The sequence below is a fragment of the Variovorax sp. P1_H2 genome, from assembly GCF_056405295.1.
In genome coordinates, this window is the sequence record NZ_JBFUCJ010000016.1 from 13778 (window position 1) to 36832 (window position 23055).

Genomic DNA, 23055 nt, shown 5'->3' on the forward strand with positions numbered 1-23055 from the left:
GATGAGGAAGTCAACGCTTGCGGCAGTGTCCGCTGCGGTCCTGGCGGCCCTGGCGGGCTGCACGGTCGGGCCCGACTTCGTGCGGCCCGCGGTGCAGTCGCCGGCGGCCTGGCGGATCGACTACCCGATGGCCGCCGAAGTGGCCAACACCCGATGGTGGGAGCAATTCGGCGATCCGGTCCTGAACCAGCTGATCGAGACCGCGCTGCGCGACAACCTCGATGTGCGCGTCGCCGCGGCCCGCATCGACCAGTTCCTCGGCGCCCTGACGACCACCGATTCGCAGGCCTATCCGCAGCTGGGCTACGGCGCCGGGGCCGCCCGCACGCGCGCCAGCCGCGAAGGCCAGCCGCCGATCCCGGAGCCCGCGAGCAACTACTTCTCGCTCTACCAGGCGAACCTGAGCGCGAACTGGCAGGTCGACCTGTTCGGCCGCGTGCGGCGCCTGAGCGAGGCCGCGCAGGCCCAGGTCTACGCCAGCGAGCAGGCCCAGCGCGGCGTCGTGCTGACGCTCGTCACCGGCGTGGCGACCAGCTACATCGCGCTGCGCGCGCTCGACCGCCAGCTCGAGATCGCCAGGTCGACCGCCGCCAACTTCGGCGAGACCGCGCGCATCTTCGACCTGCGCTTCAAGCGCGGGCTGGTGTCGCAGACCGAGGTGATGCAGGTGCGCTCGCAGTACCAGCAGGCGCTGACCGCGATTCCGACCTTCGAGCAGCAGATCGCGACGCTCGAGAACCAGATCTCGATCCTGCTCGGCCGCGATCCGGCGCCGATCCCGCGCGGGCGCACCATCGACGAACTGGTCGCGCCGCTGATCCCGGCCGGCCTGCCTTCCGACCTGCTGCAGCGGCGGCCCGACATCCTCGCGGCCGAGCAGAACCTGGTGGCCGCCAATGCCAGCATCGGCGTGGCGCGTTCGCTCTACTACCCGAGCCTGTCGCTGACCGGCGCGCTGGGTTCCACCAGCACCTCGTTCAGCAACTTCCTCACTGGGCCGGCCACCGCCTGGTCGGTGGTCGCGGGCCTCACGGGGCCGATCTTCACCTTTGGCGCCATCGAGGGGCAGGTTCGCTCGGCCGAGGCCCAGAAGGCGCAGGCCGAGCTGGTCTACCAGCAGACCGTGCTGGCCGCCTTCCGCGATGCCAACAACGCGTTGATCGGTACCCAGAAGAGCATCGAGGGGGTCGAGTTCCAGCGCGGCCGGGTGATCGCGCTGCGCGAGTTCGCGCGACTGTCCAGGCTCAAGTTCGAGAACGGCCTGATCGGCTACCTCGAGGTGCTGGTGGCCGACAACGAACTGTTCGCGGCCGAGCTGGCCTTCGTGAACCTGCAGGCCGGCCGCTATACGCAGGCGGTCAACGTCTACCAGGCGATGGGCGGCGGCTGGGTGGACACGGCCGATTCGATGACCCAGCGTCCGGTCGGCATGGCGGACAGGCGCAGCCGCTGAGCGCATCCGGCATGAACGAGCGCTTCCAGACCTTCGTCTACGGCACCGCGACCGCGCTGATGCTGGGTTGGGTGTTCTACATCGGGCGCAACGTCTTCGTGCCGATCATGTTCAGCGTCTTCGTGGTCTACGTGATCCTCGGGCTGGCGCGCCTGATCGGCAAGGTGCCGTTGCTGGGGTCGGCCTTGCCGCAGGTGGTCATCTCGATGCTGTCGGTGCTGATCATCGCGGTGGGCCTTGGCATGGTGGTCTACACGATCCTGGCCAACAAGGACAGCGTGATCGCGATGGCGCCGCGCTACCAGGAGTCGCTGCTGGCGGCGGTGCAGCGGGTGGCGGTGCTGATGCGGGTCGAGTCCGAACCGACCTGGACCACGCTGCGCCGCGACCTGCTGGCGCAGGTGAGCCTGCAGCGCGTGGTCGGCTCGGTGCTGGCGTCGCTGTCCTCGCTGTTCGCCACCGTGATCGTGGTGGCGCTCTACGCCTGTTTCCTGCTGGTCGAGCGCAGCCATCTCGACCGCAAGATCTCCGCCATCGCGCGCAGCCCGGCGCATGCGCAGCGCATCAAGCAGGTGATCGCCGACATCAACGCCCGGGTCGGCGCCTACCTGGCGCTCAAGACCTTCCTCGGCGTGCTGCTGGGCGCGCTGAGCTACGTGATCATGCGTTTCGCCGGCCTCGAGTTCGCCGGCTTCTGGGCGGTGTTGATCGCCTTGCTGAACTATGTGCCCTACATCGGCTCGTTCCTGAGCGTCGTGCTGCCCGGCCTGATGGCGGTGGCCCAGTTCGGCGGTGCCGGCGAGGCGATCCAGATCATGATGCTGCTGGCCGCGGTCCAGTTCGTGATCGGCAACTTCCTGGACCCCTACGTGATGGGCAACTCGCTCAACCTGAGCCCGTTCGCGATCCTCGTGAGCCTGGCGGTCTGGGTCGCCCTCTGGGGCGTGCCCGGTGCCTTCCTGGCGGTGCCGATCACCGCCATGATGACCATCATCTTCTCGGAGTTTCCAGGCACCCGCCCGATTGCCGTGCTGCTCTCGCAGAACGGAAAACCTTAGCTCGGGTCTTAGCTCGCCCCCAGGTTGCCCCGCACTKCGTGTCSGGGCGCCCACCCCCTGCCGGGGGCAACACCAGCGGCCCGGCAAAGCCGRYTCCGCGGTGTTTCACCRACGGGCCTGGCTGCGCCGGCCGATAGAWGAGAGGCGCCGTKCTTGTTCTKYGGCGGCGCGCAGCGCYCGCCTGTTCGTGGGCAGTCGCGGAACCGGCTTCGCCGGGCCGCTGACTGYGCCCCCGGGCAGGGGGTGGGCGGGCTACACGGAGTGAGCCCGACCTGGGGGCGAGAAATTATTGCGGGGTGACGCGGGCGTCGACGCCGTTGCCCTGGATGAACACGCGCTGGCCCACGCGCAGGCCCGGTGTGACGGGCTGGGTCACCTCGACCAGCACGCCGCTGTCGGTGCGCACGAAGACTTGCTGGCCGGCCACCGGCGTGTCGTAGCGCCGGGCGACCTCGCTGCCGGCCACGGTGCCGCCGATGGCACCCACCACCATCGCGACGTCGCGCCCGGTGCCGCCGCCGATCAGGCTGCCGATGCCGACCCCGGCCAGGCCGCCGAGCACCGCGCCGACGCCGGTGTGGTGCGAACTGGCGATCGTGGTCGGCGTGATCTGCTCGATCTTGCCTTGGCGGATCGTCATCGATCCGGGCTGCGAGCCTGGAGCCGCACACGCAGTGAGCACCAGCGCCAGCGCGAATGCTGCGACGCGATAGAAAAGCCTTGCTGTCATGGAGATCCTTCCTAAAGGGGTTTGAAGTAAGTGCCGGATGACACGCTTTCCAGAATAGCCTGAAGCGGCCGGCCGCGAGCGGATGCGGCAGTGAAATGCACGCCGTGCGTCACGGCGGCGCAACGCTGACTCAAGTTTCCTGCCGGATCGCCGATATGCGTTCAGCGCATGCCGCTCGCCGTTCGGGGGCGAGGCGGCGGTCGCGACGAGGAGCCAGTGTGAATCTGAGGTTGGTGCAGGGCCGCTGCGGCACGCGCCCCAAGGGGCGGATATGAGCTTGGCCGTCTATGGCTACGATGCCTTCAAGATGCTCGCTTTCGCCGCGCCGGTGGCGGGCTTCGCGGCGGTCGCCCATGTGCGGGCGACGCGGCGCCGCGAGCAGGCGCGCCGGATCGAAAGTGCGAGCCGCAGTTGCCGGATCGTCTTCGTCGAGGTGCCGGGAATTCCCGGCGCTCCTCCCGATACGGTCTCCTTCGAGCTGACACCGCAGCTGCTGGGCTGGCTCGCCGCGGCCCAGAGCGGATCGCTGAAGGGCATCGACACGCCCGATGCCGTGATGCTGGCCTTCGACGTCGACGCGGCCTGGAGGGGCCTCAGGCTCGCCGGCACCGGCGGCCAGCACAACGCCCACAGCCAGCTGGTGGCGACCCGCGAGCGCTTTTTCGTGCGCTCGGTCGACGCCGGGCGCAACAGCGCCTCGGTCTCCCTCCGATCGATGCTCGATGCCCATCGCAGCCGGGCCGAGGGCGAGCCGCTCCATTGCTCGGCCGAAGGCCAGATCGGCGTGAGGCCGGTGCGGCGGCTGCGGGTCGAGCCGGCCGCCGCGGCCAGGCAGTTCTATTGGGTGCGCGCCAATAGCCCACCGCCCTCGCGCCCACCGCCGAGTTAGGTAGGATCGGCGGCCGCCCCTGCTTCCGGGCGGCCCCGCAATTCAAGGACTCTGCATGACCACCCCCAGCTACCCCGACACCCGCCTGCTGATCGATGGCGAATGGTGTGACGCCGCGAGCGGCAAGACCCAGGACGTGATCAACCCGGCCACCGGCAAGCCGATCGGCAAGGTCGCCTTTGCCGGCGCCGCCGACCTCGATCGCGCGCTGGACGCGGCCCAGCGCGGCTTCGAGGCCTGGCGCCGGATTCCGGCCAACGAGCGCGCCACCACCATGCGAAAGGCCGCCGCGCTGCTGCGCGAGCGTGCACCCGAGATCGCCCGCATCCTCACACAGGAGCAGGGCAAGCCCTTCGCCGAAGCCCGCGGCGAAGTGCTCGCCGGCGCCGACATCATCGAATGGTTCGCCGACGAAGGCCGCCGCGTCTATGGCCGCATCGTGCCCTCGCGCAACCTGGCGGCGCAGCAACTGGTGCTGAAGGAGCCGGTCGGCCCGGTCGCCGCCTTCACGCCCTGGAACTTCCCGATCAACCAGATCGTGCGCAAGCTCGGCGCGGCGCTGGCCAGCGGCTGCTCCTTCCTGTGCAAGGCGCCGGAGGAAACCCCGGCTTCGCCGGCCGCGCTGCTGCAGGCCTTCGTCGACGCCGGCGTGCCCAAGGGCACGGTCGGCCTGGTGTTCGGCGATCCGGCCCAGATCTCGAACTACCTGATCCCGCACCCGATCATCCGCAAGGTCACCTTCACCGGCTCGACCCCGGTGGGCAAGCAGCTCGCGGCGCTGGCCGGCCAGCACATGAAGCGCGCCACCATGGAGCTCGGCGGCCATGCGCCGGTGATCGTCGCCGCGGACGCCGACGTCGAACTGGCCGTGAAGGCCTCGGGCGGCGCCAAGTTCCGCAATGCCGGGCAGGTCTGCATCTCGCCGACCCGCTTCCTGGTGCACAACAGCATCCGTGACGCCTTCGTCCAGGCGATGGTGAAGCATGCCGAGAGCCTGAAGCTCGGCGACGGCCTGGCGGAAGGCACGACGCTCGGCCCGCTGGCCAACGCGCGCCGCCTCGGCGCCATGGCCAAGGTGCTCGAAGACGCCCGCGCCACGGGCGCCAAGGTCGCGACCGGCGGCGAGCGGGTCGGCAGCAGCGGCAATTTCTTTGCGCCCACGGTGCTGACCGATGTCTCGCTCGAGGCCGATGTCTTCAACAACGAGCCCTTCGGCCCGATCGCGGCGATCCGCGGCTTCGACTCGCTCGACGACGCGATCGCCGAGGCGAACCGCCTGCCTTTCGGCCTGGCCGGCTATGCCTTCACGCAGTCGATCAAGAACGCGCACCTGCTGTCGCAGCGCGTGGAAGTCGGCATGCTGTGGATCAACCAGCCGGCCGCGCCCTCGCCCGAGATGCCCTTCGGCGGCATCAAGGATTCCGGCTACGGCTCGGAGGGCGGTCCGGAGGCGATGGAGAACTACCTGAACACCAAGTCGGTGTCGATCATGGCTGTATAGGGCTCGCCCCCAGGTTGGCTCACTTCGTGTAGCCGCCCACCCCCTCGCCGGGGGCAACACCAGCGGCCTGGCGAAGCCAGTTCCGCGGTGTTTCACCAACGGGCCTGGCTGCGCCGGCCGGTGGACCAAGGGGCCCGCTGCTCCGGCCGGGGGATGAGCGGCTCTTGCTTCAATAGCGGAGCGGACCACAATGGCGGGCATCATGCAAAACGCCTTGCTCCGCCGGATTCTCTTGTGTGTCTGCCTGCTGCTGCCGGCGCTGGCCTGGTCGCAGCCCCAGCTCGGCAGCGCCGCGGCGCTGCTGGCCAAGCACGAGGCGGTCAAGTCGCAGTTCGACAAGAACGCCTTCGGCCGGCCGCTGGTGCTCGAGTCGGGCGAGGCCTCGGGCCAGTTGAGCGGCAACATCTTCGCGCTCGTCGACCACCCGTTCGAGCAGGTGAGCGGCGCGCTCTCCAAACCGGCCGTCTGGTGCGAGGTGCTGATGCTGCACCTCAATACCAAGTACTGCGCGGTGCGCGAGGGCGGGCAGGCGACGATGCTGGCCGTGTCGGTGGGCCGCAAGTTCGACCAGCCGCTCGGGGACGCGCAGCGCATCGATTTCGTCTGGCTGCCGCCGGTCTCGGCCGCGGACTACATGAGCGCGCGGCTGAGCGCCGACAAGGGGCCGCTGTCGACCCGCGACTACCGCATCGAGTTCGAGGCCACGCCGCTGCCCAATGGCAAGACCTTCATTCACCTGGCCTACGCCTACGCCTATGGCACGGCGGCGCGGATCGCGATGCAGGGCTACCTCGCCACCCTGGGCAGCGACAAGGTGGGCTTCAGCGCCAAGGACAAGGACGCCTCGGGCCAGCCGATCCTGGTGGGCGGCGTGCTCGGCGTGGTGGAGCGCAACACCATGCGCTACTACCTCGCGATCGATGCCTACCTGGACTCGCCGGCCGAGGCCCAGTTGCCGCAGCGCCTGGCACAGTGGTTCGACAGCACCGAGCGCTACGCGCGCCAGTTGCACGAGGTGGACCGCAGCGACTACCTCGAGATGAAGCGCAACGAATACAAGCGCTTGAAGACCCAGTAGGGCCCCGGGGGCGGCGCCCTTGCGCTCGCGGCAGATGCACATGTATCCTTGTGTATCTGAAAGGATCCGCCGCATGGAATTGGATTTCCACCTCCACAAGATCCAGGCGCTGAGCCCCAAGGCGGCGAAGATCGCGCTGCGGATGCTCGATCGCGATCCGCGCGTTCCGACCGAATGGGTGATGGCGCTGCGTCCGGCTCTGGTCGACCGCAGCAGCGACGCGGAACCCTTTGGCGGCACCGACTGGATGACCATCGCGGCCATCGAGCGGCCGGGCATCCGGCGCTTCACCGAGCTCATCGAGAGCCGTGAACAGCGGCACGCGAGGCTGTGGGTCCTGAGCCTGCGCACCGCAACCCGGCGACATGACCGCGGCCAGCCCGGCGAGAGCGCGTACGGCGCGCTCTAGCGACCCACGCCCGGGGCGCGAGGCGCCCGCACGCCCTCTGCGCGCCCTCGGGCGGCAGCGCCGCTTATTTCTTCCTGCCCGCTGCGCTCCGGAGCGACTCGCCGCGGTGCTTCTGCACCTCGGCCAGCCGCTTGAGTTCAGCCGCGCAATCCGCCTGGGTGGCGACCAGCACGACGGGGCTGCGCCGGAGCGAGGTGATGGTTTTCTCGACCTGCACCGGGTCACGGTTCTTGACGACCAGGCCGGCCGCGACCGCCGCCCTCGACTGCTTGTAGAAGGCTTTCTCGAAGGCCGGCGTCCCGCAACGCGCTGCGATCACGCGATAGTCGGCCTCCTGCTGCTCGTCGGCCATCGGCACGGCGTGCCCCGCCTGCTGGGCGCCGGCCGTCACGGGGATGCCGATGACGGCAGCGGCGAGCACTGCTGCGATTTCGAATGGCGCTTTTTTCATGTGTCCCCCTGCTTCCTGGAAATGCACTGTCGCACGCTTCATGGTACGACCGTCTCGGCCGGCGTGCCATTGCCGATGGTTCTTCGCGGGCGACGACAACCAGCCGGACGTGAGCGCGTTCACGCTGCAGCCGATCGTCAGCTACCGGCTGGATTCGAAGCAGTCGCTCGGCGATGTGGGCATCATCACCGCCGACTGGGAGCAGAAGCGCGCAAGCCAGCGCTGGACGGTGCCGCTCGGGGTCTCCTATTCGCTGCTGGTCCGTCCCGAGGGCTTCGTTCCAATGAATTTCGTCGTCGGCGCTGGCTGCAACGTGATCCGGCCTGACAATGCGTCCGACTGGTTCGTCCGGTTCCAGGTCAATTTCGTATTACCCAAATGAGGATCCAGGTATGCGTGCGATCGACAAACTGAAGGGGCTGGCCATCGCGGTGGCGATGACGGCCGCGGCAACGGCGGCGGCCACCCCGCTGAGCTTTTACAACGGGCTGCGCGAAACGCCCATCACCAAGTTCAACAAGGCCGACATGGACCTGATGAACAAGGCCGTCTACGGCGCGTTGGATTCAGGCGCGGACGGCGTCAAGGTCAGCTGGGAGAACCCGGCCACCTCCAGCAGCGGCAGCGTCACCCCGGCCAAGGACCCGAAGGGCCGCGCGTCCTGCCGGCTGGCGCAGATCGAGAATCGCCACAAGACGCTGCTCGGCGGGGGCAGCTACATCTTCTGCAAGAACACCAAGTCCAAGACGCCGCCCTGGGAACTGGTCGCGCCGTGGACCGGCGGCTGATCGACAGCCGAATCGCATCGGACCAAGGAGTCGTTCTCATGCCCGCATTGCGTGTCCTGCTCTTGCTTCGAGGTGCATTCGGCGTGCTCTACGCGCTCGCCATGCTGCTGGTGCCGGCATTCGGCCGCAACGGCTTCTATGCGCTGGGCGACGGGCTGCTCGCGCTGGCGGTGGCCCTTGCGCTGTCGAAGCTGCCGCGCTTCAAATGGCTGTTCGGCCTGGTGCTGGTCGATGCACTGATCCGCCTGGCGATCGGCGCCGTGGCTTTCGCCTACCCTGACATCGAGGCCCGCATCCTGGGTTCGGTTGCCTTCTTCGGCGGCGTCATCACCGCCTGCATTGCGTTGGGCGCGGTCGGGTTGATCTACGTGCTGGCGGCCCGCCGCACGGCGCCTGCGCAGCGCGGCGGCGTGGCGCCCGCAGTGGTCGTGAGCGCCTGCACGCTGCTGCTGGGTGTCGGCCTGCTGATCGGCTACGGCAGCGCCGACGGACGGCGCCTGCTGGTCGCGCTCTTTGCGTTGGCGGTCGGCCTGTGCTTGCTCACGACCGGCTTTCGGTTCAAGAATCCCCCCTCCACGTTTTGAATCAAGGAGCGAGGTTGACCATGAAGGCTTTCCTGTCCCGCGTTGCCGCTTTCGCCATGGTCCTGGTGTTGGCCGCCTGTGCCGCGCCCGGCTCGCAATCCGGTTCGATGACGATCCGCCAGGGTGTCATCGAACAGATCACGCCGACGCAGATCCAGAGTTCGCAGCATACCGGGGTCGGTGCGGTCGTCGGCGGCCTCGCGGGCCTCGGCATCGGCAGCCTGATCGGTGGCGGCACCGGCCGCGATGTGGCCATGGTGGCGGGCGCCATCGGCGGCACCATCGCCGGGTCGGAACTGGCCAACCGGTACGCGCAGCCGATCGCCGGCCAGCAGATCGTGGTGCGCACCAACAGCGGCGTGCTGGTGTCGGTGACGCAACCGGTGTCGCCGGGCCTGCGCGTGGGGCAGCGCGTCTACATCGAAGGCAGCGGCGAAGGCGCGCGCGTCCTGCCCCAGCAGTAGCCGATCAGGCCTGCGGCCCGAGGGGCCGCGGCACCGGTCACCGGGCCTTTTCGCTCAGGAGGCCTCGCCGCGCACGACACAGCGAAAGCCCAGGTGGCAGGTCGAGGTGTCGATCGGCTGCGCCATCCGCGCCGCCGGCCGGTAGCGGTGGCAGTAGTTCGGCGCGCACAGGTGCGAGCCGCCCTTCATGACTCGCCGGGGGATGCGCACCTCGGGCGTCCGCGGGTCGTAGCTGCCCTCGAGCGCTCCGCCGCGCGGGTTGTCGAGCGTGCAGCAGGCGTGCGTGATGCGGCCGTGTTCCTGGTACCAGTCGGTGGTCCATTCCCAGACGTTGCCCGCCATGTCGTAGAGACCATAGCCGTTGGGCGCGAAAGAGCCGACCGGGGCGGTCCATTCGTAGCCGTCTTCGAGCAGGTTCTGCCACGGAAACTGGCCTTGCCAGGTGTTGGCCATCGACCTGCCGCGGACCTTGAATTCGTCGCCCCAGCAGTACTCGGCGCCCTCGAGGCCGCCACGGGCGGCGAATTCCCATTCGGCCTCGGTCGGCAGCGACTTGCCGGCCCAGGCCGCGTAGGCTTCGGCGTCCTCGAATGCGATATGCACCACCGGGTGCTTCCACAGCCCCTGCAGCGAGCTGGCCGGTCCGCGCGGATGGCGCCAGTCGGCGCCCCGCTGGTAGGTCCACCAGTTGTGGGGATTGCCCAGGTCGACCGGACCGGCGGTCTTCTGGAACACGACCGAGGAGGGGACGAGCATTGCGGGATCGGAGCCCGGGTAGTCTTCCGCCTTCGCCGGGCGTTCGGCCAGCGTGACGTGGCCCGTGGCTTCGACGAAGCGCTTGAACTCGGCGTTGGTGACGGTGTGGGTGTCGATCCAGAAGCCCTTCACCGCGACCCTGTGCACCGGTGCTTCTTCGGCATAGTGCCGGTCCGAGCCCATGAGGAAATTGCCGTCGGGGATCCGCACCATCGAGGGGTGAGGGGCCGTCCCGGGGTGCGCTGCGGCGGGATCGTGCATGGTCGGCATCAGGCGCCGGCAGGGCTGACGCCGCCAGGCGGCACGCCGAGTTGGCCCATGGCACGGACCAGATCGGCGAGCGAGCTCACTTCCATCTTCGCCATGACGTGCGCGCGATGCGCCTTGACCGTGCGCTCGGCGGCGCCGAGTTCGGCGCTGATCTGCTTGTTGAGGGCGCCGTTGACCACCATTTCCGTCACCTGGCGTTCGCGCGGGCTGAGCCGCGAATAGCGGTTCTGCAGGGTGCACAGGCGCCGCCGTGCCTGGCGCCGCACGGCATCGTCCGCGATCGCCTTCCTGATCACCGACAGCAGCATCTCGCCGTCCACCGGCTTGAACAGGAAATCGGTGGCGCCGGCTTTCATCGCTCGCAGCGTCTCGTGCACGGTGGCCTCGGCGGTGACGAAGATCACGGGCAGCGTCTCGGGCCGGCTGGCGACCATTTCCTGCAGGTCGAGCCCACTGGGCCCGGGCATGTGGATGTCCAGCACCAGGCAGCCCGGGGCGCTGCCGATGCCCTCGAGCAGCATTTCCCCCACCGAACCGTACTCGACCACCTGGAGTCCGGCGGCCCGAAGAAGTCTCTGCATTGCACGCCGGAAGGCAACGTCGTCGTCGATCAGGCGAACGATCGGGGCATCTCCGTCTGCGGCGCATTGCATCAGTTTTCCCATGCCATACCTMCTGATGCCTGGCGCTGAACACCGCACAAGACCGGTGTCGCTATTTATTCGCCGGCAACGAGGGTGCATTGAACACGCGGCTTCAGGGCATGACAAGCTGCCCTTTGGTGTAAGTGTTGCCGTGGTGACTACCTGTATAGCCGCCTTGTTTTAAAGAATTCGGGCGCCGTGAAAAGCAAGCGCAAAAGAAAACGGCCCCGCTTTTGGCGGGGCCGTTTGATTCGAGCGATCTCAGGATCAGAGAGCGGCTTGGCGCGTCGTGCCGGTGCGGGCGCCGCCGAATTGGGACGGAATCACGCTGCCGGCGAAGGATTCACGGCGCACGTTCTGGTTCGGCGCATGGGCGGCGGCGACGGCTTCCGCCTGCACCGACGCGCGGTCGCGGGTGCTGGCGATGGTGGTCACGCCATTGCCGTAGCCTTCTGCGTAGGGGTTGGCGCTGCGCGCGGCGACTGCAGCCTGGGCGCTCACTTCGGCGCGGGCATTCGCGGAGGTGAGGGCATGCACGCCGTCATAGATTTCGGCGTGGGCGCCGGCAGCGGCGAGCAGCGAGAGGGCGGCAGCGGCGATGATTTGCGAGGTCTTCATTGTTGGATTCCTTTTGTTTGGATGTACCGACCGGACCGTGCTTGGCGATCCGTGCCGCCAAGTCTAGCCGCGGCACGTAGGTAAAAACCCGCATAAAAAGAATCGCGGTGTTGCTCGTGGCGAAACAATGAAGATTTCCGGCCTTCAGCCCGCGAAATACCGAGCCGGCAAGCCCGTCGCATTCAGGGGGACCGCGAACAATCCCCCGGCGTCTGGTTCGGCTGCGCGCTGCGCCGGCGTGAGGCCGCTGGTGGCGCTGGTGATGTAGAGCGTGCGCAGGTCCGGGCCGCCGAATGCGCAGTCGGTGATGTGGCTGGTCGGCAGTGGGATGCGGCAGAGTTCTTCGGCGGTGTCAGGGTCGTGGCAGGTCACGCAGGCGCCCCCCCAGTGCGCGATCCAGAGGCGACCGGCGGCGTCGGTGGTCATGCCGTCGGGATAGCCGTCGCCGCGCGCGAAGCGGTGCCATTGGCGCTTGTTGGAAAGGCTGCCGGCGACGGGGTCGAAATCGTAGGCGTGGATGCGGGCGGTGACGGTGTCGTTGAAGTACAGGGTCCGTCCGTCCGCCGACCAGGTGGGGCCGTTGGTGACGGCAAAGCCCTGGTCGTGGCGGCTGCAGTTTCCGTCGGGGTCGAAGCGGTAGAGCGAGCCGGTCGGCGCCTTGCAGTCGACATCCATGGTGCCGCCCCAGAAGCGGCCTTGCGCATCGCATTTGCCGTCGTTGAAGCGGTTGCCGGTGAGTTCCGGTTCGGGCTGGTGAAGGTAGCGGGGCCGCGTTTCGCTTGCAGCAGGGTCGAACAAGGCGAAGCCGCGGCGCAGCGTCACGATCAGGCCCGGCGCCGATGCACGTTCGGCGACGGCGGAGATCTCCTCGTCGAAGTTCCAGCTTGCACGGGCATCGCTGGCAGGGTGGAAGCGATGCAGGCGCCGTTCGAGGATGTCGACCCAGTACAACGCCTGCTCGCGCTGCGACCACAGGGTGCCTTCGCCCAGCGTTGCAGCGGCTGGCCAGATGCAGCGCGGGGCTTCTTCGAGAAGGGCCGGGGCGGATCGCGAGAGCTTGCTCAAGGGGGTCTCCGTTGTTTCGCCGATCGTATCCCGGGCTTGCCGCGATGGGGCGTCCGCTCGCCGCCGCCCCCCCCCCGTCTTCACCACCAAAGGCGGCCCATCAGTCTTCCAGTCTCCGCCCATAGGCCGCGAAGCTCTCGGCCTTCAGCGCCTTCATCATCACCTTGGCCGCGGGCGACAGCAGCCGGTCGGTTCGCGTGATGATCCCGAACGCATCCATGTGGCAAGGCATCTCCACCGGCAGCAGCGCCACGATGCCGTGCGCCGCGTAGTAGCGGGCCACATCGGTGGCGAGCACGGCCACCATGTCGCTCTGCTGCAGCATGCGGGTGATGAAGAGGAGGGCGGCCGTCTCGATCACGTTGATCGGCGGCGCGAGCCCCTCCTCCTGGAACATCAGCTCGAAGCGGTGGCGCAGCACACTGCCCGCCGGCGGCACGATCCAGCCGGCCGATACCAGATCGCGCAGGCCCAGCCCCGTCATGCCCAGCAGCGGATGACCCGGCCGCACCAGCGCGCAGACGGGTTCCTCGGTGAGCGCCTGGTAGCGCAGGTTGCTCTTGTCGTGCTCCGCGAAGAGCCGCGCGACCAGCAGGTCCAGCTTGCCCTGTTCGAGCCGCTCCAGCAGCACCGGGCTGGTCTCGATATCGAGCGAGACGCGCAGATTGGGATGCTCGCGCTTCACCGCCGCCACCGCCGGCGGCAACAGCACCAGTCCCGGCGCGGTGATGGCGCCGATGTTGACCTGCCCCGCACTGCCGGTCTTCAGCGCCATGAGCTCGTCGTGCGCCTGGTTCAGGCTTGCGAGCGCGACGCGCGCGTGGCGGATCATCGTTTCCCCGTACCAGGTCGGCCGCATGCCGCGCGGCAGGCGGTCGAAAAGAGAGACTTCCAGCACGTCCTCCAGGTCCTTCAGCAGCTTCGAGGCGGCCGGCTGCGTCATGTTCAGCACCTGCGCGGCGCGATGGATATTGCCTTCCTCGGCCAGCGCCACGAGCAGCAGCAACTGGCGGGTCTTCAGGCGTGCACGGATGAACCAGTGCGTGTAGTGGGTCATGGGGTTTACCTGAATGCTTCTTCTGCTATCCATTTCATCCAAATATTGATTGGAAAGATATTGGTGCGATTCCTACACTCGTCCCACCTTGAAGCACAGCGACCTCCAGCAGAATGCACGGCAGTTCATCAACGGCCGATGGGAGACCGGCGTCACCACGGGGATCAGCCGGAACCCGTCCGACACCGGCGAGGTGGTCGCTGAATATGCGCGCGCCGACCGGAGCCAGACCGAACTCGCGATCCGCGCCGCGGCCGATGCCTTTCCCCACTGGAGCCTGACGACGCCGCAGCGCCGCGCCGACGTGCTCGACCAGATCGGCAGCGAGATCCTCGCGCGCCGCGAGGCGCTGGGCATGCTGCTCGCGCGCGAGGAAGGCAAGACGCTGCCGGAGGCCGTCGGCGAGGCCGCGCGCGCCGGCCACATCTTCAAGTTCTTCGCCGGCGAGGCCCTGCGCGGCAGCGGCGAAATGCTGGCATCGGTGCGGCCCGATGTGCAGATCGACATCACGCGCGAGCCGGTCGGCGTCGTCGGGCTCATCGCACCGTGGAATTTCCCGCTCGCGATTCCGGCGTGGAAGATCGCGCCGGCGCTCGCGCACGGCAACAGCGTGGTCTTCAAGCCGGCCGAACTGGTGCCGGCATGCGGATGGGCCCTGGCCGAGATCATCAGTCGCTCGGCACTGCCGGCGGGCACCTTCAACCTCGTGATGGGCAGCGGCCGGGAGGTGGGGCAGACCATTGTCGACAGCCCGCTGGTCGATGCGATCAGCTTCACCGGTTCGGCCGCCGTCGGCGCACAGGTGCTGCGGGCGGCGGCCCGGCGCCTTGCCAAGGTGCAGTTGGAGATGGGCGGCAAGAACCCGCTGGTGGTGCTGGCGGACGCCGATCTCGACCGCGCGGTCGACTGCGCCGTGCAGGGCGCCTACTTCTCCACCGGCCAGCGCTGCACGGCGTCGAGCCGCCTGATCGTCGAAGCGACGGTGCACGATGCCTTCGTCGCCCGCCTGCGCCATCGCCTCGCCGGGCTCCAGGTCGGCCACGCGCTGGAGCGGGGGACCGACATCGGCCCGGTGGTCGATGCCGCGCAGCTCGAACGCAACCTCGCGGCGGTCGCCGGCGCGAAAGAAGAGGGCGCCGAGCATGTCTGGGGCGGCGAGCGACTGACGCGCGCGAGCCCCGGCCACTACATGAGCCCGGCGTTGTTCCTCGCGCAGCCCGGGCACCGCGTCGCGCGCGGGGAGATCTTCGGCCCCGTGGCCTGCGTGCTGCGCGCCGACGACTACGCGCACGCGCTGGAGCTGGCCAACGACACGCCCTTCGGGCTGTGCGCCGGGATCTGCACCACGTCGCTGTCGCGCGCCATGCATTTCAAGCGCCATGCCAAGGTCGGCATGACCATGGTCAACCTGCCGACCGCGGGCGTGGACTACCACGTGCCCTTCGGCGGCCGCAAGGCCTCGAGCTACGGGCCGCGCGAGCAGGGCCGGCACGCCGCCGAGTTCTACAGCAGTGTCAAGACCGGCTATGTGCTTTCCTGAGACCTTGCGGGACAGACCAACAAACTGCGCAGCAGTTTTTGCTCTGTCCTCAACTGATAAGAGAACTAATAAGAGCTTTTCTCACCACGCCAACCAGGAGACATCATGAAACTGAACCGTCGCACGCTCAACATCGCGCTGGCATCCGCCACGCTGTCCTCGCTGCTGCCGGCCACCGCCCTGGCGCAGAAGAAGCCGGTGCTCGGCTTTGCCCAGGTCGGCGCCGAAAGCGAATGGCGCACGGCCAATACCGAGTCGATCAAGTCGGCCGCGAAGGAGGCCGGCATCGAACTCAAGTTCTCGGATGCGCAGCAGAAGCAGGAGAACCAGATCAAGGCGATCCGCTCGTACATCGCSCAGAAGGTGGACGTGATCGCGTTCTCGCCGGTGGTCGAATCGGGCTGGGACACGGTGCTGCTCGAGGCCAAGGCGGCCAAGATCCCGGTGGTGCTGACCGACCGTTCGGTCAACACCAAGGACGATTCGCTCTATGTCACCTTCATGGGCTCCGACTTCGTCGAGGAAGGCCGCAAGGCCGGCCGCTGGCTGGTCGAGAAGGAGAAGGGCAACCCCGGTCCGATCAACATCGTCGAACTGCAGGGCACGGTGGGCTCGGCGCCGGCGATCGACCGCAAGAAGGGCTTCGAGGAAATCATCAAGGCCGACCCGAAGTTCAAGATCATCCGTTCGCAGACCGGCGACTTCACGCGGGCCAAGGGCAAGGAGGTGATGGAGGCCTTCCTGAAGGCCGAGGGCAAGAAGATCAACGTGCTCTTCGCGCACAACGACGACATGGCGATCGGCGCGATCCAGGCGATCGAGGAGGCCGGCATGAAGCCGGCGCAGGACATCATCATCATCTCGATCGACRCCGTGAAGGGCGCCTTCGAGGCCATGATGGCCGGCAAGCTCAACGTGTCGGTGGAGTGCAGCCCTCTGCTCGGTCCGCAACTGATGGCCGCGGTGGCCGACATCAAGGCCGGCAAGCCGCTGCCGAAGCGGATCCTGACCAAGGAAGGGATTTTCCCGATGGAGGTCGCCAAGGCCGAGTTCCCGAATAGGAAGTATTGACCACCCCCGGCTTGGCTCACTTCGTGTAGCCGTCTCCCCCTTCCCGGGGGCAACACCAGCGGCCCGGCAGAGCCGGTTCCGCGGTGTTCCACGAAGGGCGGCGCGCTGCGCGGCCGCAGGCGGGCACTTGATCACACATAGGAGACTTGATATGAAACGCACTTTCTTGAAGACCCTGCTCGGTGGCGCAGCTGCGACGCTCTTGATCGGCCTGGCGCCGCTCGTCCACGCCCAGGACAAGGGCCTGGTCGCGATCTCGATGCCGACCAAGTCGTCGGCGCGCTGGATCGCCGACGGCTCGAACATGGTCAAGTACTTCAACGAGAAGGGCTACAAGACCGACCTGCAGTACGCCGACGACGACATCCCGAACCAGCTGGCGCAGATCGAGAACATGGTGACCAAGGGCGCCAAGGTGCTGGTCATCGCGGCGATCGACGGCAGCACGCTGTCCGACGTGCTGCAGAAGGCCGCCGACAAGGGCGTCAAGGTGATCGCCTACGACCGGCTCATCAAGGGCTCGAAGAACGTCGACTACTACGCGACCTTCGACAACTACCAGGTCGGCGTGCTGCAGGCCAGCTACATCGAGAACGCGCTGAAGCTGAAGGAGGGCAAGGGCCCGTACAACATCGAGCTGTTCGGCGGTTCGCCCGACGACAACAACGCCTTCTTCTTCTACAACGGCGCGATGTCGGTGTTGAAGCCCTACATCGACAGCGGCAAGCTGATGGTGCGCAGCAAGCAGATGGGCATGGAAAAGGTCTCGACCCTGCGCTGGGACGGCGCGGTGGCGCAGGCGCGGATGGACAACCTGCTGTCGGCCTACTACACCAAGGACCGGGTCGATGCGGTGCTGTCGCCGTACGACGGGCTGTCGATCGGCATCATCTCCTCGCTCAAGGGCGTGGGCTACGGATCGGCGCAGCAGCCGATGCCGGTGGTGACCGGCCAGGATGCCGAAGTGCCTTCGGTGAAGTCGATCCTCAAGAAGGAACAGACCGCCACGGTGTTCAAGGACACGCGCGAGCTGGCCAAGGTGACGGTGGGCATGGTGGATGCGATGCTGGCMGGCAAGACGCCCGAAGTGAATGACACCAAGACCTACAACAACGGCGTCAAGGTCGTACCCTCCTACCTGCTGAAGCCGGTCAGCGTGGATGCCTCGAACTGGAAGCAGACGCTGGTCGACAGCGGCTACTACAAGGAGAGCCAGATCCGATAGCGGCGGCGCCGAGAGCGAAGGAGACACGGTGAACGATGTGATTCTGGAGATGCGCGGCATCACCAAGACCTTTCCGGGCGTGAACGCGCTCGACAACGTCAACCTGGCGGTGCGCGCGGGCGAGATCCATGCCGTGGTCGGCGAGAACGGCGCGGGCAAGTCGACGCTGATGAAGGTGCTGAGCGGCGTCTATTCGTGCGACTCGTACGAGGGCGAGATCCGGTTCGAGGGCCAGCCGCGCCGCTTCAAGGACATCGCCGACAGCGAGAAGCTCGGCATCATCATCATCCACCAGGAGCTCGCGCTGGTTCCGCTGCTGTCGATCGCCGAGAACATCTTCCTCGGCAACGAGATCGCGCACGGCGGCGTGATCGACTGGTTCGCCGCCTATGCCAAGACCCGCGAGCTGCTGGCCAAGGTCGGGCTCAAGGAGCCGCCGACCACGCTGATCACCAACCTCGGCGTCGGCAAGCAGCAACTGGTCGAGATCGCCAAGGCACTCGCGAAAGAGGTCAAGCTGCTGATCCTCGATGAGCCGACCGCGAGCCTCAACGAGAGCGACAGCGACGCGCTGCTGAGCCTGCTGCTCGGGCTCAAGGCGCAGGGCATTTCGTCGATCCTGATCTCGCACAAGCTCAACGAGATCGCCAAGGTGGCCGACTCGATCACCGTGCTGCGCGATGGCGCCACGGTCGAGACCATGGACTGCCGCGCCGAGCCRATCAGCGAGGACCGCATCATCCGCGGCATGGTCGGGCGCGACATGGCGCACCGCTATCCGCAGCGCTCGCCGAACATCGGCGAGACCGTGTTCGAGGTCTGCGACTGGCATGTGCACCATGCGCTGCACGCCGACCGCGAGCTGATCAAGGGCGTCGGCCTGCATGTGCGGCGTGGCGAGATCGTCGGCATCGCGGGCCTGATGGGCGCCGGCCGCACCGAGTTCGCGATGAGCGTGTTCGGGCGGTCCTATGGCCAGCGCATCCGCGGCACGGTGCGCATGCACGGCAAGGAGGTCGACGTCGGGACGATCCGCAAGGCCATCGACCATGGCATCGCCTACGTCACCGAGGACCGCAAGAGCCTGGGCCTGGTGCTCGACGAGGACATCCGCAAGAACGTCAGCCTGGCCAACCTGGCGGCGGTGTCGGAGCGCGGCGTGATCGACGACGGGCGCGAGTTCAAGGTCGCCAACGACTACCGGCGCGCGCTCAACATCCGCTGCGCCGGCGTCGACCAGCAGGTGGTCAACCTGTCGGGCGGCAACCAGCAGAAGGTGGTGCTGAGCAAGTGGCTGTTCGCCAAGCCCGAACTGCTGATCCTCGACGAGCCGACGCGCGGCATCGACGTCGGCGCCAAGTACGAGATCTACACCATCATCGACCAGCTCGCGAGCGAGGGCAAAGGCATTCTCATGATCTCTTCCGAACTGCCCGAGCTGCTCGGCATGTGCGACCGCATCTACGTGATGAACGAAGGCCGCTTCGTGGCCGAGTTTCCTGCCGCCGAGGCCTCGCAGGAGAAGATCATGCGCGTGATCGTGGCCTCCGGGAGCAGCGTCCATGCCGCCTGAACTCGAGGCCGTGAAGGCCGCCACGCACATCGCGCCGACCGGCGCCGGCGAACACGCGGGCTTCCTCAAGAACAACCTGCGCGAATACGGCATGCTGATCTCGCTGGTCGCGATCATGGCGCTGTTCCAGCTGCTGACCGACGGCACGCTGATGCGGCCGCTGAACCTCACCAACCTGCTGCTGCAGAACAGCTACATCGTGATCATGGCGCTGGGCATGCTGCTGGTGATCGTGGCCGGCCACATCGACCTGTCGGTGGGCTCGGTGTGCGGCTTCATCGGCGCGCTGGCGGCGGTGCTGATGGTCGAGTACCAATGGCATTTCGTGCCGACCTTCATCGTCTGCCTGATCGCAGGCGGTGCCATCGGCGCCGCGCAGGGCTGGTTCGTGGCCTTCTTCCGGATTCCGTCCTTCATCGTCACGCTGGCCGGCATGCTGGTCTTCAAGGGCCTCACGCTGGCGCTGCTCGCGGGGCAATCGGTGGGGCCGTTCCCCGAGGCCTTCCAGAAGCTCAGCTCGGGCTTCGTGCCCGACGTGCTCGGCGGCGAAAGCCTGCGCACCACCTCGCTGGTGCTCGGCGCGCTGGCCGCCGCGGCGCTGGTCTTCTTCAAGCTGCGCGGCCGCGCCAAGCTCGCGAAGCACGGCATGGAGACCGAGCCCTACGTCTTCTTCCTCGCCAAGAACCTGTTCTTCGCGGCCGTCATCCTGCTGTTGAGCTACCTGCTGGCGACTTACAAGGGGCTGCCCAACGTGCTGATCGTGATGTCGGTGCTGATCGTGGCCTACGACTTCGTGACCAACCGAACCACGGTCGGCCGGCGCATCTATGCGCTGGGCGGCAACGAGAAGGCGGCGCGGCTGTCGGGCATCAAGACCCAGCGGCTGGCCTTCCTGACCTTCGTCAACATGGGCGTGCTCGCGGCGCTGGCCGGGCTGGTGTTCGCGGCCCGGCTCAACACCGCGACGCCCAAGGCCGGCCTGGGCTTCGAGCTCGACGTGATCGCGGCCTGCTTCATCGGCGGCGCGTCGGCCTCGGGCGGCGTCGGCCGCGTGATGGGCGCGGTGATCGGCGCCTTCATCATGGGCGTGATGAACAACGGCATGTCGATCCTCGGCGTCGGCATCGACTACCAGCAGGTCATCAAGGGACTGGTGCTGCTGGCGGCGGTGTTCATCGATGTCTACAACAAGAACAAATGAGCACCGAAGGCTTCTCCGATACGCCGGTGCTGCAACTCAAGGGCATCGACAAGCAGTTCAGCGGCGTGGCGGCGCTGTCGGGCGTGGCGCTGCGCCTGCGCGCCGGCGAGATCCACGCGCTGCTGGGGCAGAACGGCGCCGGCAAGTCGACGCTGATCAAGGTGCTGACGGGCGTCTACCCGGCCGACGGCGGCGAGATGCGGCTGGCCGGCCAGCCGATACGGCCGACGTCGCCGCTCGATGCGCAGCGCCTGGGCATCAGCACGGTCTACCAGGAGGTGAACCTCTGCCCCAATCTGTCGGTGGCCGAGAACATCTTCGCCGGGCGCTGTCCGCGCCGCGGGCTGGCGCAAGGATTCCGCATCGACTGGACGGCGGTGCATCGCGAAGCGCGGGCGCTGCTGGCGCGGCTCGACGTCGACATCGATGTCACGCAGCTGCTGTCGAGCTACTCGGTGGCGGTGCAGCAGATGGTGGCGATCGCGCGCGCGCTGGGCCTGTCATCGCGGGTGCTGATCCTCGATGAGCCGACGTCCAGCCTCGACGACGAGGAGGTGAAGAGCCTGTTCGCGGTGCTGCGCCGGCTGCGCGGCGAAGGACTCGCGATTCTGTTCGTGACGCACTTCCTGAACCAGGTCTATGCGGTGTCGGACCGCATCACGGTGCTGCGCAACGGCTGCTGGGTCGGCGAATGGGCGACCGTCGAGCTCGGGCCGCAGGCCCTGATCTCGGCGATGGTCGGGCGAGAGTTCGCGGCCCAGGCCAGCGGCCATGCCGAACTGCCGGCGATCGGGGCCGAGGCGCCGGTGCTGCTGCAGGCCGAGGGACTGGGGCAGCGCGGGCAACTGCAGCCGGTCGACCTGCGGGTACGCGCCGGCGAGGTGGTCGGCCTGGCCGGCCTGCTCGGCGCGGGCCGCACCGAACTGGCGCGGCTGCTGTTCGGGCTGGCGAAGCCCGACCAGGGCAGCCTGCGCGTCGATGGCAGGGTCGTCGAGTTCGCGAGTCCGGCCGATGCGGTGAAGCACGGCCTCGCGCTGTGTCCCGAGGAGCGCAAGACCGACGGCATCGTGGCCGAGCTGTCGGTTCGCGAGAACATCGCGCTGGCGCTGCAGGCGCGGCGCGGTGTGCGCAACACGCTGTCGCGGGCCGAACAGGCCGCGCTGGCCGAGCGCTTCGTCAAGGCGCTCGGCATCAAGACCGCCAGCATCGAGACGCCGATCGGCCTGCTGTCGGGCGGCAACCAGCAGAAGGCGGTGCTGGCACGCTGGCTCGCGATCGATCCGCGGCTGCTGATCCTCGACGAGCCGACGCGCGGCATCGATGTCGCGGCCAAGCAGGAGATCATGGACGAGATCCTGAAGCTCGCGCGCGGCGGCATGGCGGTGCTGTTCATCTCCTCCGAAATGAACGAGGTGGTGCGCGTGTCGCACCGCATCGCAGTGCTGCGCGAGCGCCGCAAGGTCGGCGAACTGCCCGGCGGCAGCAGCGAGGACGCGGTGTATGAACTGATCGCGGCGGACACATGAAGCGTGGCGACCTCATCGCCGGTCTGTTTCGCCATCGGCTTGCGTGGCCGCTGGTCACGCTCGTCTTGCTGCTGGCGATCAACGCCGCCTTCAATCCGAGCTTCCTGCACCTCGAATGGCGAGGCGGCCACCTCTACGGCAGCCTGATCGACATCCTGAACCGCGCGGCGCCGCTGGTGCTGGTGTCGCTCGGCATGACACTGGTGATCGCCACCCGGGGCATCGACATCTCGGTCGGCGCGGTGGTGGCGATCGCGGCGGCGATCGCGGCCTGGATGATCGGCGGCTCGCTGACCAGCAGCGGGGCGGCGCAGGCGAGCCGCTTCCCGATGTGGCTGGCGATCGTCGGCGCCCTCAGCGCCGCGCTGGCCTGCGGGTTCTGGAACGGCCTGCTGGTCGCGCGGGTCGGCATGCAACCAATCATCGCGACCCTGATCCTCATGGTGGCCGGGCGCGGCATCGCGCAGCTCATCACCGGCGGGCAGATCATCACGATCTACTATGCGCCCTTCTTCTTCATCGGCAGCGGCTATCTGTTCGGGCTGCCGTTCTCGGTCTACATCGCGGCCTTCGTCTTCGCCCTGCTGTACCTCGCGATCACGCGCAGCGCGCTCGGCCTGTTCATCCAGGCGGTCGGCATCAATCCGGGCGCGGCCCGGGTCGCCGGCGTGCGCGCGCGCCGCATCATCGTCGGCGCCTACATGTTCTGCGGCCTGTGCGCCGGCATTGCGGGCTTGCTCATCAGCTCCAACGTGAAGAGCGCGGATGGCAACAACGCCGGCCAGCTGCTCGAGCTCGATGCCATCCTGGCGGTCACGCTGGGCGGCACGGCGCTGACCGGCGGCCGCTTCAGCCTGGTCGGCAGCGTGATCGGCGCGCTGATCATCCAGACCTTGACCTACGCGATCTACTCGCTCGGCGTGCCGCCCGAGATCAACCTGGTGGTCAAGGCGGTGGTGGTGTTCGCGGTGATGCTGCTGCAGTCGCCCGAGTTTCGTGCCAGCCTGCGGAAGCTGGCGGTGCGGCCGGTGCACGGAGGGATGACGCCATGAGCGCCGCCCGGCCGCCCGAAGGCGCTCGCACCGCAGTGCGCAGCACGGAGGT

The 23055-nt window shown here is 67.8% G+C and carries 24 protein-coding genes; 17 read left to right on the forward strand and 7 right to left on the reverse strand.

The features are described 5' to 3' along the window. Position 1: 1 nt before the first annotated feature. Both AC1D2E_RS08280 and AC1D2E_RS08285 read left to right on the forward strand, forming a co-directional pair. Complete coding sequence (locus tag AC1D2E_RS08280; protein ID WP_478196946.1) at positions 2 to 1453, forward strand: efflux transporter outer membrane subunit; 1452 nt, start codon at positions 2 to 4, stop codon at positions 1451 to 1453. Between the two features lie 11 nt (positions 1454 to 1464). After that, complete coding sequence (locus AC1D2E_RS08285; protein ID WP_478196947.1) at positions 1465 to 2511, forward strand: AI-2E family transporter; 1047 nt, start codon at positions 1465 to 1467, stop codon at positions 2509 to 2511. 286 nt (positions 2512 to 2797) lie between these two features. Here AC1D2E_RS08285 and AC1D2E_RS08290 read toward each other — a convergent pair whose 3' ends face one another. Beyond that, positions 2798 to 3241 (reverse strand): outer membrane lipoprotein, encoded by a 444-nt coding sequence (locus AC1D2E_RS08290; RefSeq protein ID WP_478196948.1) that lies wholly within the window; start codon positions 3239 to 3241, stop codon positions 2798 to 2800. Positions 3242 to 3512: 271 nt separating this feature from the next. Here AC1D2E_RS08290 and AC1D2E_RS08295 point away from each other — a divergent pair, with 271 nt between their 5' ends. The 4 genes from AC1D2E_RS08295 to AC1D2E_RS08310 all read left to right on the forward strand — a co-directional run bounded on the left by AC1D2E_RS08295 (position 3513) and on the right by AC1D2E_RS08310 (position 7118). Beyond that, a complete protein-coding gene (locus tag AC1D2E_RS08295) occupies positions 3513 to 4130 on the forward strand; it encodes a hypothetical protein (protein WP_478196949.1) in 618 nt (205 codons plus the stop codon). 55 nt (positions 4131 to 4185) lie between these two features. Continuing rightward, positions 4186 to 5631 (forward strand): NAD-dependent succinate-semialdehyde dehydrogenase, encoded by a 1446-nt coding sequence (locus AC1D2E_RS08300; RefSeq protein ID WP_478174498.1) that lies wholly within the window; start codon positions 4186 to 4188, stop codon positions 5629 to 5631. A 202-nt stretch (positions 5632 to 5833) separates the two neighbouring features. Continuing rightward, positions 5834 to 6709, forward strand: coding sequence for a hypothetical protein (locus AC1D2E_RS08305; protein ID WP_478196950.1), 876 nt, complete (start codon positions 5834 to 5836; stop codon positions 6707 to 6709). Positions 6710 to 6782: 73 nt separating this feature from the next. Beyond that, complete coding sequence (locus AC1D2E_RS08310; protein WP_478174496.1) at positions 6783 to 7118, forward strand: hypothetical protein; 336 nt, start codon at positions 6783 to 6785, stop codon at positions 7116 to 7118. 64 nt (positions 7119 to 7182) lie between these two features. Here AC1D2E_RS08310 and AC1D2E_RS08315 read toward each other — a convergent pair whose 3' ends face one another. Beyond that, positions 7183 to 7692, reverse strand: a complete 510-nt coding sequence (locus AC1D2E_RS08315) for a hypothetical protein (RefSeq protein ID WP_478196951.1) — start codon at positions 7690 to 7692, stop codon at positions 7183 to 7185. On the opposite strand from AC1D2E_RS08315, the gene AC1D2E_RS08320 reads away from it, so the two are divergent. The 4 genes from AC1D2E_RS08320 to AC1D2E_RS08335 are packed head-to-tail and all read left to right on the forward strand — an operon-like array spanning position 7679 to position 9405. Beyond that, the gene (locus AC1D2E_RS08320; RefSeq protein WP_478196952.1) at positions 7679 to 7951 is read left to right on the forward strand and encodes a hypothetical protein; all 273 of its coding nucleotides are present in this window, start codon (positions 7679 to 7681) and stop codon (positions 7949 to 7951) included. The two genes, AC1D2E_RS08315 and AC1D2E_RS08320, sit on opposite strands and share 14 nt — an antisense overlap. A 10-nt stretch (positions 7952 to 7961) precedes the next feature. Further along, positions 7962 to 8357, forward strand: coding sequence for a hypothetical protein (locus AC1D2E_RS08325; RefSeq protein WP_478174493.1), 396 nt, complete (start codon positions 7962 to 7964; stop codon positions 8355 to 8357). Between the two features lie 38 nt (positions 8358 to 8395). Continuing rightward, a complete protein-coding gene (locus tag AC1D2E_RS08330; protein ID WP_478196953.1) occupies positions 8396 to 8941 on the forward strand; it encodes a hypothetical protein in 546 nt (181 codons plus the stop codon). Between the two features lie 20 nt (positions 8942 to 8961). Beyond that, a complete protein-coding gene (locus tag AC1D2E_RS08335; RefSeq protein ID WP_478196954.1) occupies positions 8962 to 9405 on the forward strand; it encodes an outer membrane lipoprotein in 444 nt (147 codons plus the stop codon). A 54-nt stretch (positions 9406 to 9459) separates the two neighbouring features. Here the strand turns inward: AC1D2E_RS08335 and AC1D2E_RS08340 are convergent, their stop codons facing one another. The 5 genes from AC1D2E_RS08340 to AC1D2E_RS08360 form a co-directional block, all read right to left on the reverse strand. Then, positions 9460 to 10422 (reverse strand): formylglycine-generating enzyme family protein, encoded by a 963-nt coding sequence (locus AC1D2E_RS08340; RefSeq protein WP_478196955.1) that lies wholly within the window; start codon positions 10420 to 10422, stop codon positions 9460 to 9462. Between the two features lie 8 nt (positions 10423 to 10430). Further along, positions 10431 to 11096, reverse strand: a complete 666-nt coding sequence (locus AC1D2E_RS08345; protein ID WP_478196956.1) for a response regulator transcription factor — start codon at positions 11094 to 11096, stop codon at positions 10431 to 10433. 246 nt (positions 11097 to 11342) lie between these two features. After that, positions 11343 to 11693, reverse strand: a complete 351-nt coding sequence (locus AC1D2E_RS08350; RefSeq protein ID WP_478196957.1) for an alpha/beta hydrolase — start codon at positions 11691 to 11693, stop codon at positions 11343 to 11345. 144 nt (positions 11694 to 11837) lie between these two features. Further along, a complete protein-coding gene (locus AC1D2E_RS08355) occupies positions 11838 to 12758 on the reverse strand; it encodes an SMP-30/gluconolactonase/LRE family protein (RefSeq protein ID WP_478196958.1) in 921 nt (306 codons plus the stop codon). Between the two features lie 100 nt (positions 12759 to 12858). Beyond that, positions 12859 to 13815 (reverse strand): LysR family transcriptional regulator, encoded by a 957-nt coding sequence (locus tag AC1D2E_RS08360; RefSeq protein ID WP_478196959.1) that lies wholly within the window; start codon positions 13813 to 13815, stop codon positions 12859 to 12861. Positions 13816 to 13903: 88 nt separating this feature from the next. Between AC1D2E_RS08360 and AC1D2E_RS08365 the strand changes: the two genes are divergently transcribed. The 7 genes from AC1D2E_RS08365 to AC1D2E_RS08395 all read left to right on the forward strand — a co-directional run bounded on the left by AC1D2E_RS08365 (position 13904) and on the right by AC1D2E_RS08395 (position 23003). Beyond that, positions 13904 to 15355: an aldehyde dehydrogenase family protein gene (locus AC1D2E_RS08365; RefSeq protein ID WP_478196960.1), complete on the forward strand. Its 1452-nt coding sequence runs from the start codon at positions 13904 to 13906 to the stop codon at positions 15353 to 15355. Between the two features lie 105 nt (positions 15356 to 15460). Continuing rightward, positions 15461 to 16426, forward strand: a complete 966-nt coding sequence (locus AC1D2E_RS08370) for an ABC transporter substrate-binding protein (protein WP_478196961.1) — start codon at positions 15461 to 15463, stop codon at positions 16424 to 16426. A gap of 151 nt (positions 16427 to 16577) precedes the next feature. Then, positions 16578 to 17651, forward strand: coding sequence for a multiple monosaccharide ABC transporter substrate-binding protein (chvE, locus tag AC1D2E_RS08375; protein WP_478196962.1), 1074 nt, complete (start codon positions 16578 to 16580; stop codon positions 17649 to 17651). 49 nt (positions 17652 to 17700) lie between these two features. Next, positions 17701 to 19224: a multiple monosaccharide ABC transporter ATP-binding protein gene (mmsA, locus tag AC1D2E_RS08380; RefSeq protein WP_478196993.1), complete on the forward strand. Its 1524-nt coding sequence runs from the start codon at positions 17701 to 17703 to the stop codon at positions 19222 to 19224. Continuing rightward, the gene (gene mmsB / locus AC1D2E_RS08385; RefSeq protein ID WP_478196963.1) at positions 19214 to 20425 is read left to right on the forward strand and encodes a multiple monosaccharide ABC transporter permease; all 1212 of its coding nucleotides are present in this window, start codon (positions 19214 to 19216) and stop codon (positions 20423 to 20425) included. Before mmsA ends, mmsB begins: the two co-directional genes overlap by 11 nt. Further along, the gene (locus AC1D2E_RS08390) at positions 20422 to 21951 is read left to right on the forward strand and encodes a sugar ABC transporter ATP-binding protein (protein ID WP_478196964.1); all 1530 of its coding nucleotides are present in this window, start codon (positions 20422 to 20424) and stop codon (positions 21949 to 21951) included. Before mmsB ends, AC1D2E_RS08390 begins: the two co-directional genes overlap by 4 nt. Continuing rightward, positions 21948 to 23003, forward strand: coding sequence for an ABC transporter permease (locus AC1D2E_RS08395; protein WP_478196965.1), 1056 nt, complete (start codon positions 21948 to 21950; stop codon positions 23001 to 23003). The genes AC1D2E_RS08390 and AC1D2E_RS08395 overlap by 4 nt, the downstream gene beginning before the upstream one ends. Positions 23004 to 23055 lie beyond the last annotated feature (52 nt).

Excerpts from the sequence above, each read along its gene's own strand:
- AC1D2E_RS08310 (WP_478174496.1), top strand. The coding sequence starts at position 6,783 with ATGGAATTGGATTTCCACCTCCACAAGATCCAGGCGCTGAGCCCCAAG.
- AC1D2E_RS08285 (WP_478196947.1), top strand. The coding sequence starts at position 1,465 with ATGAACGAGCGCTTCCAGACCTTCGTCTACGGCACCGCGACCGCGCTG.
- AC1D2E_RS08280 (WP_478196946.1), top strand. The coding sequence starts at position 2 with ATGAGGAAGTCAACGCTTGCGGCAGTGTCCGCTGCGGTCCTGGCGGCC.
- AC1D2E_RS08290 (WP_478196948.1), bottom strand. The coding sequence starts at position 3,241 with ATGACAGCAAGGCTTTTCTATCGCGTCGCAGCATTCGCGCTGGCGCTG.
- AC1D2E_RS08345 (WP_478196956.1), bottom strand. The coding sequence starts at position 11,096 with ATGGGAAAACTGATGCAATGCGCCGCAGACGGAGATGCCCCGATCGTT.
- AC1D2E_RS08330 (WP_478196953.1), top strand. The coding sequence starts at position 8,396 with ATGCCCGCATTGCGTGTCCTGCTCTTGCTTCGAGGTGCATTCGGCGTG.
- AC1D2E_RS08325 (WP_478174493.1), top strand. The coding sequence starts at position 7,962 with ATGCGTGCGATCGACAAACTGAAGGGGCTGGCCATCGCGGTGGCGATG.
- AC1D2E_RS08295 (WP_478196949.1), top strand. The coding sequence starts at position 3,513 with ATGAGCTTGGCCGTCTATGGCTACGATGCCTTCAAGATGCTCGCTTTC.
- AC1D2E_RS08350 (WP_478196957.1), bottom strand. The coding sequence starts at position 11,693 with ATGAAGACCTCGCAAATCATCGCCGCTGCCGCCCTCTCGCTGCTCGCC.
- AC1D2E_RS08360 (WP_478196959.1), bottom strand. The coding sequence starts at position 13,815 with ATGACCCACTACACGCACTGGTTCATCCGTGCACGCCTGAAGACCCGC.
- AC1D2E_RS08340 (WP_478196955.1), bottom strand. The coding sequence starts at position 10,422 with ATGCACGATCCCGCCGCAGCGCACCCCGGGACGGCCCCTCACCCCTCG.
- AC1D2E_RS08305 (WP_478196950.1), top strand. The coding sequence starts at position 5,834 with ATGCAAAACGCCTTGCTCCGCCGGATTCTCTTGTGTGTCTGCCTGCTG.
- AC1D2E_RS08300 (WP_478174498.1), top strand. The coding sequence starts at position 4,186 with ATGACCACCCCCAGCTACCCCGACACCCGCCTGCTGATCGATGGCGAA.
- mmsB (WP_478196963.1), top strand. The coding sequence starts at position 19,214 with ATGCCGCCTGAACTCGAGGCCGTGAAGGCCGCCACGCACATCGCGCCG.
- AC1D2E_RS08395 (WP_478196965.1), top strand. The coding sequence starts at position 21,948 with ATGAAGCGTGGCGACCTCATCGCCGGTCTGTTTCGCCATCGGCTTGCG.
- AC1D2E_RS08390 (WP_478196964.1), top strand. The coding sequence starts at position 20,422 with ATGAGCACCGAAGGCTTCTCCGATACGCCGGTGCTGCAACTCAAGGGC.
- AC1D2E_RS08335 (WP_478196954.1), top strand. The coding sequence starts at position 8,962 with ATGAAGGCTTTCCTGTCCCGCGTTGCCGCTTTCGCCATGGTCCTGGTG.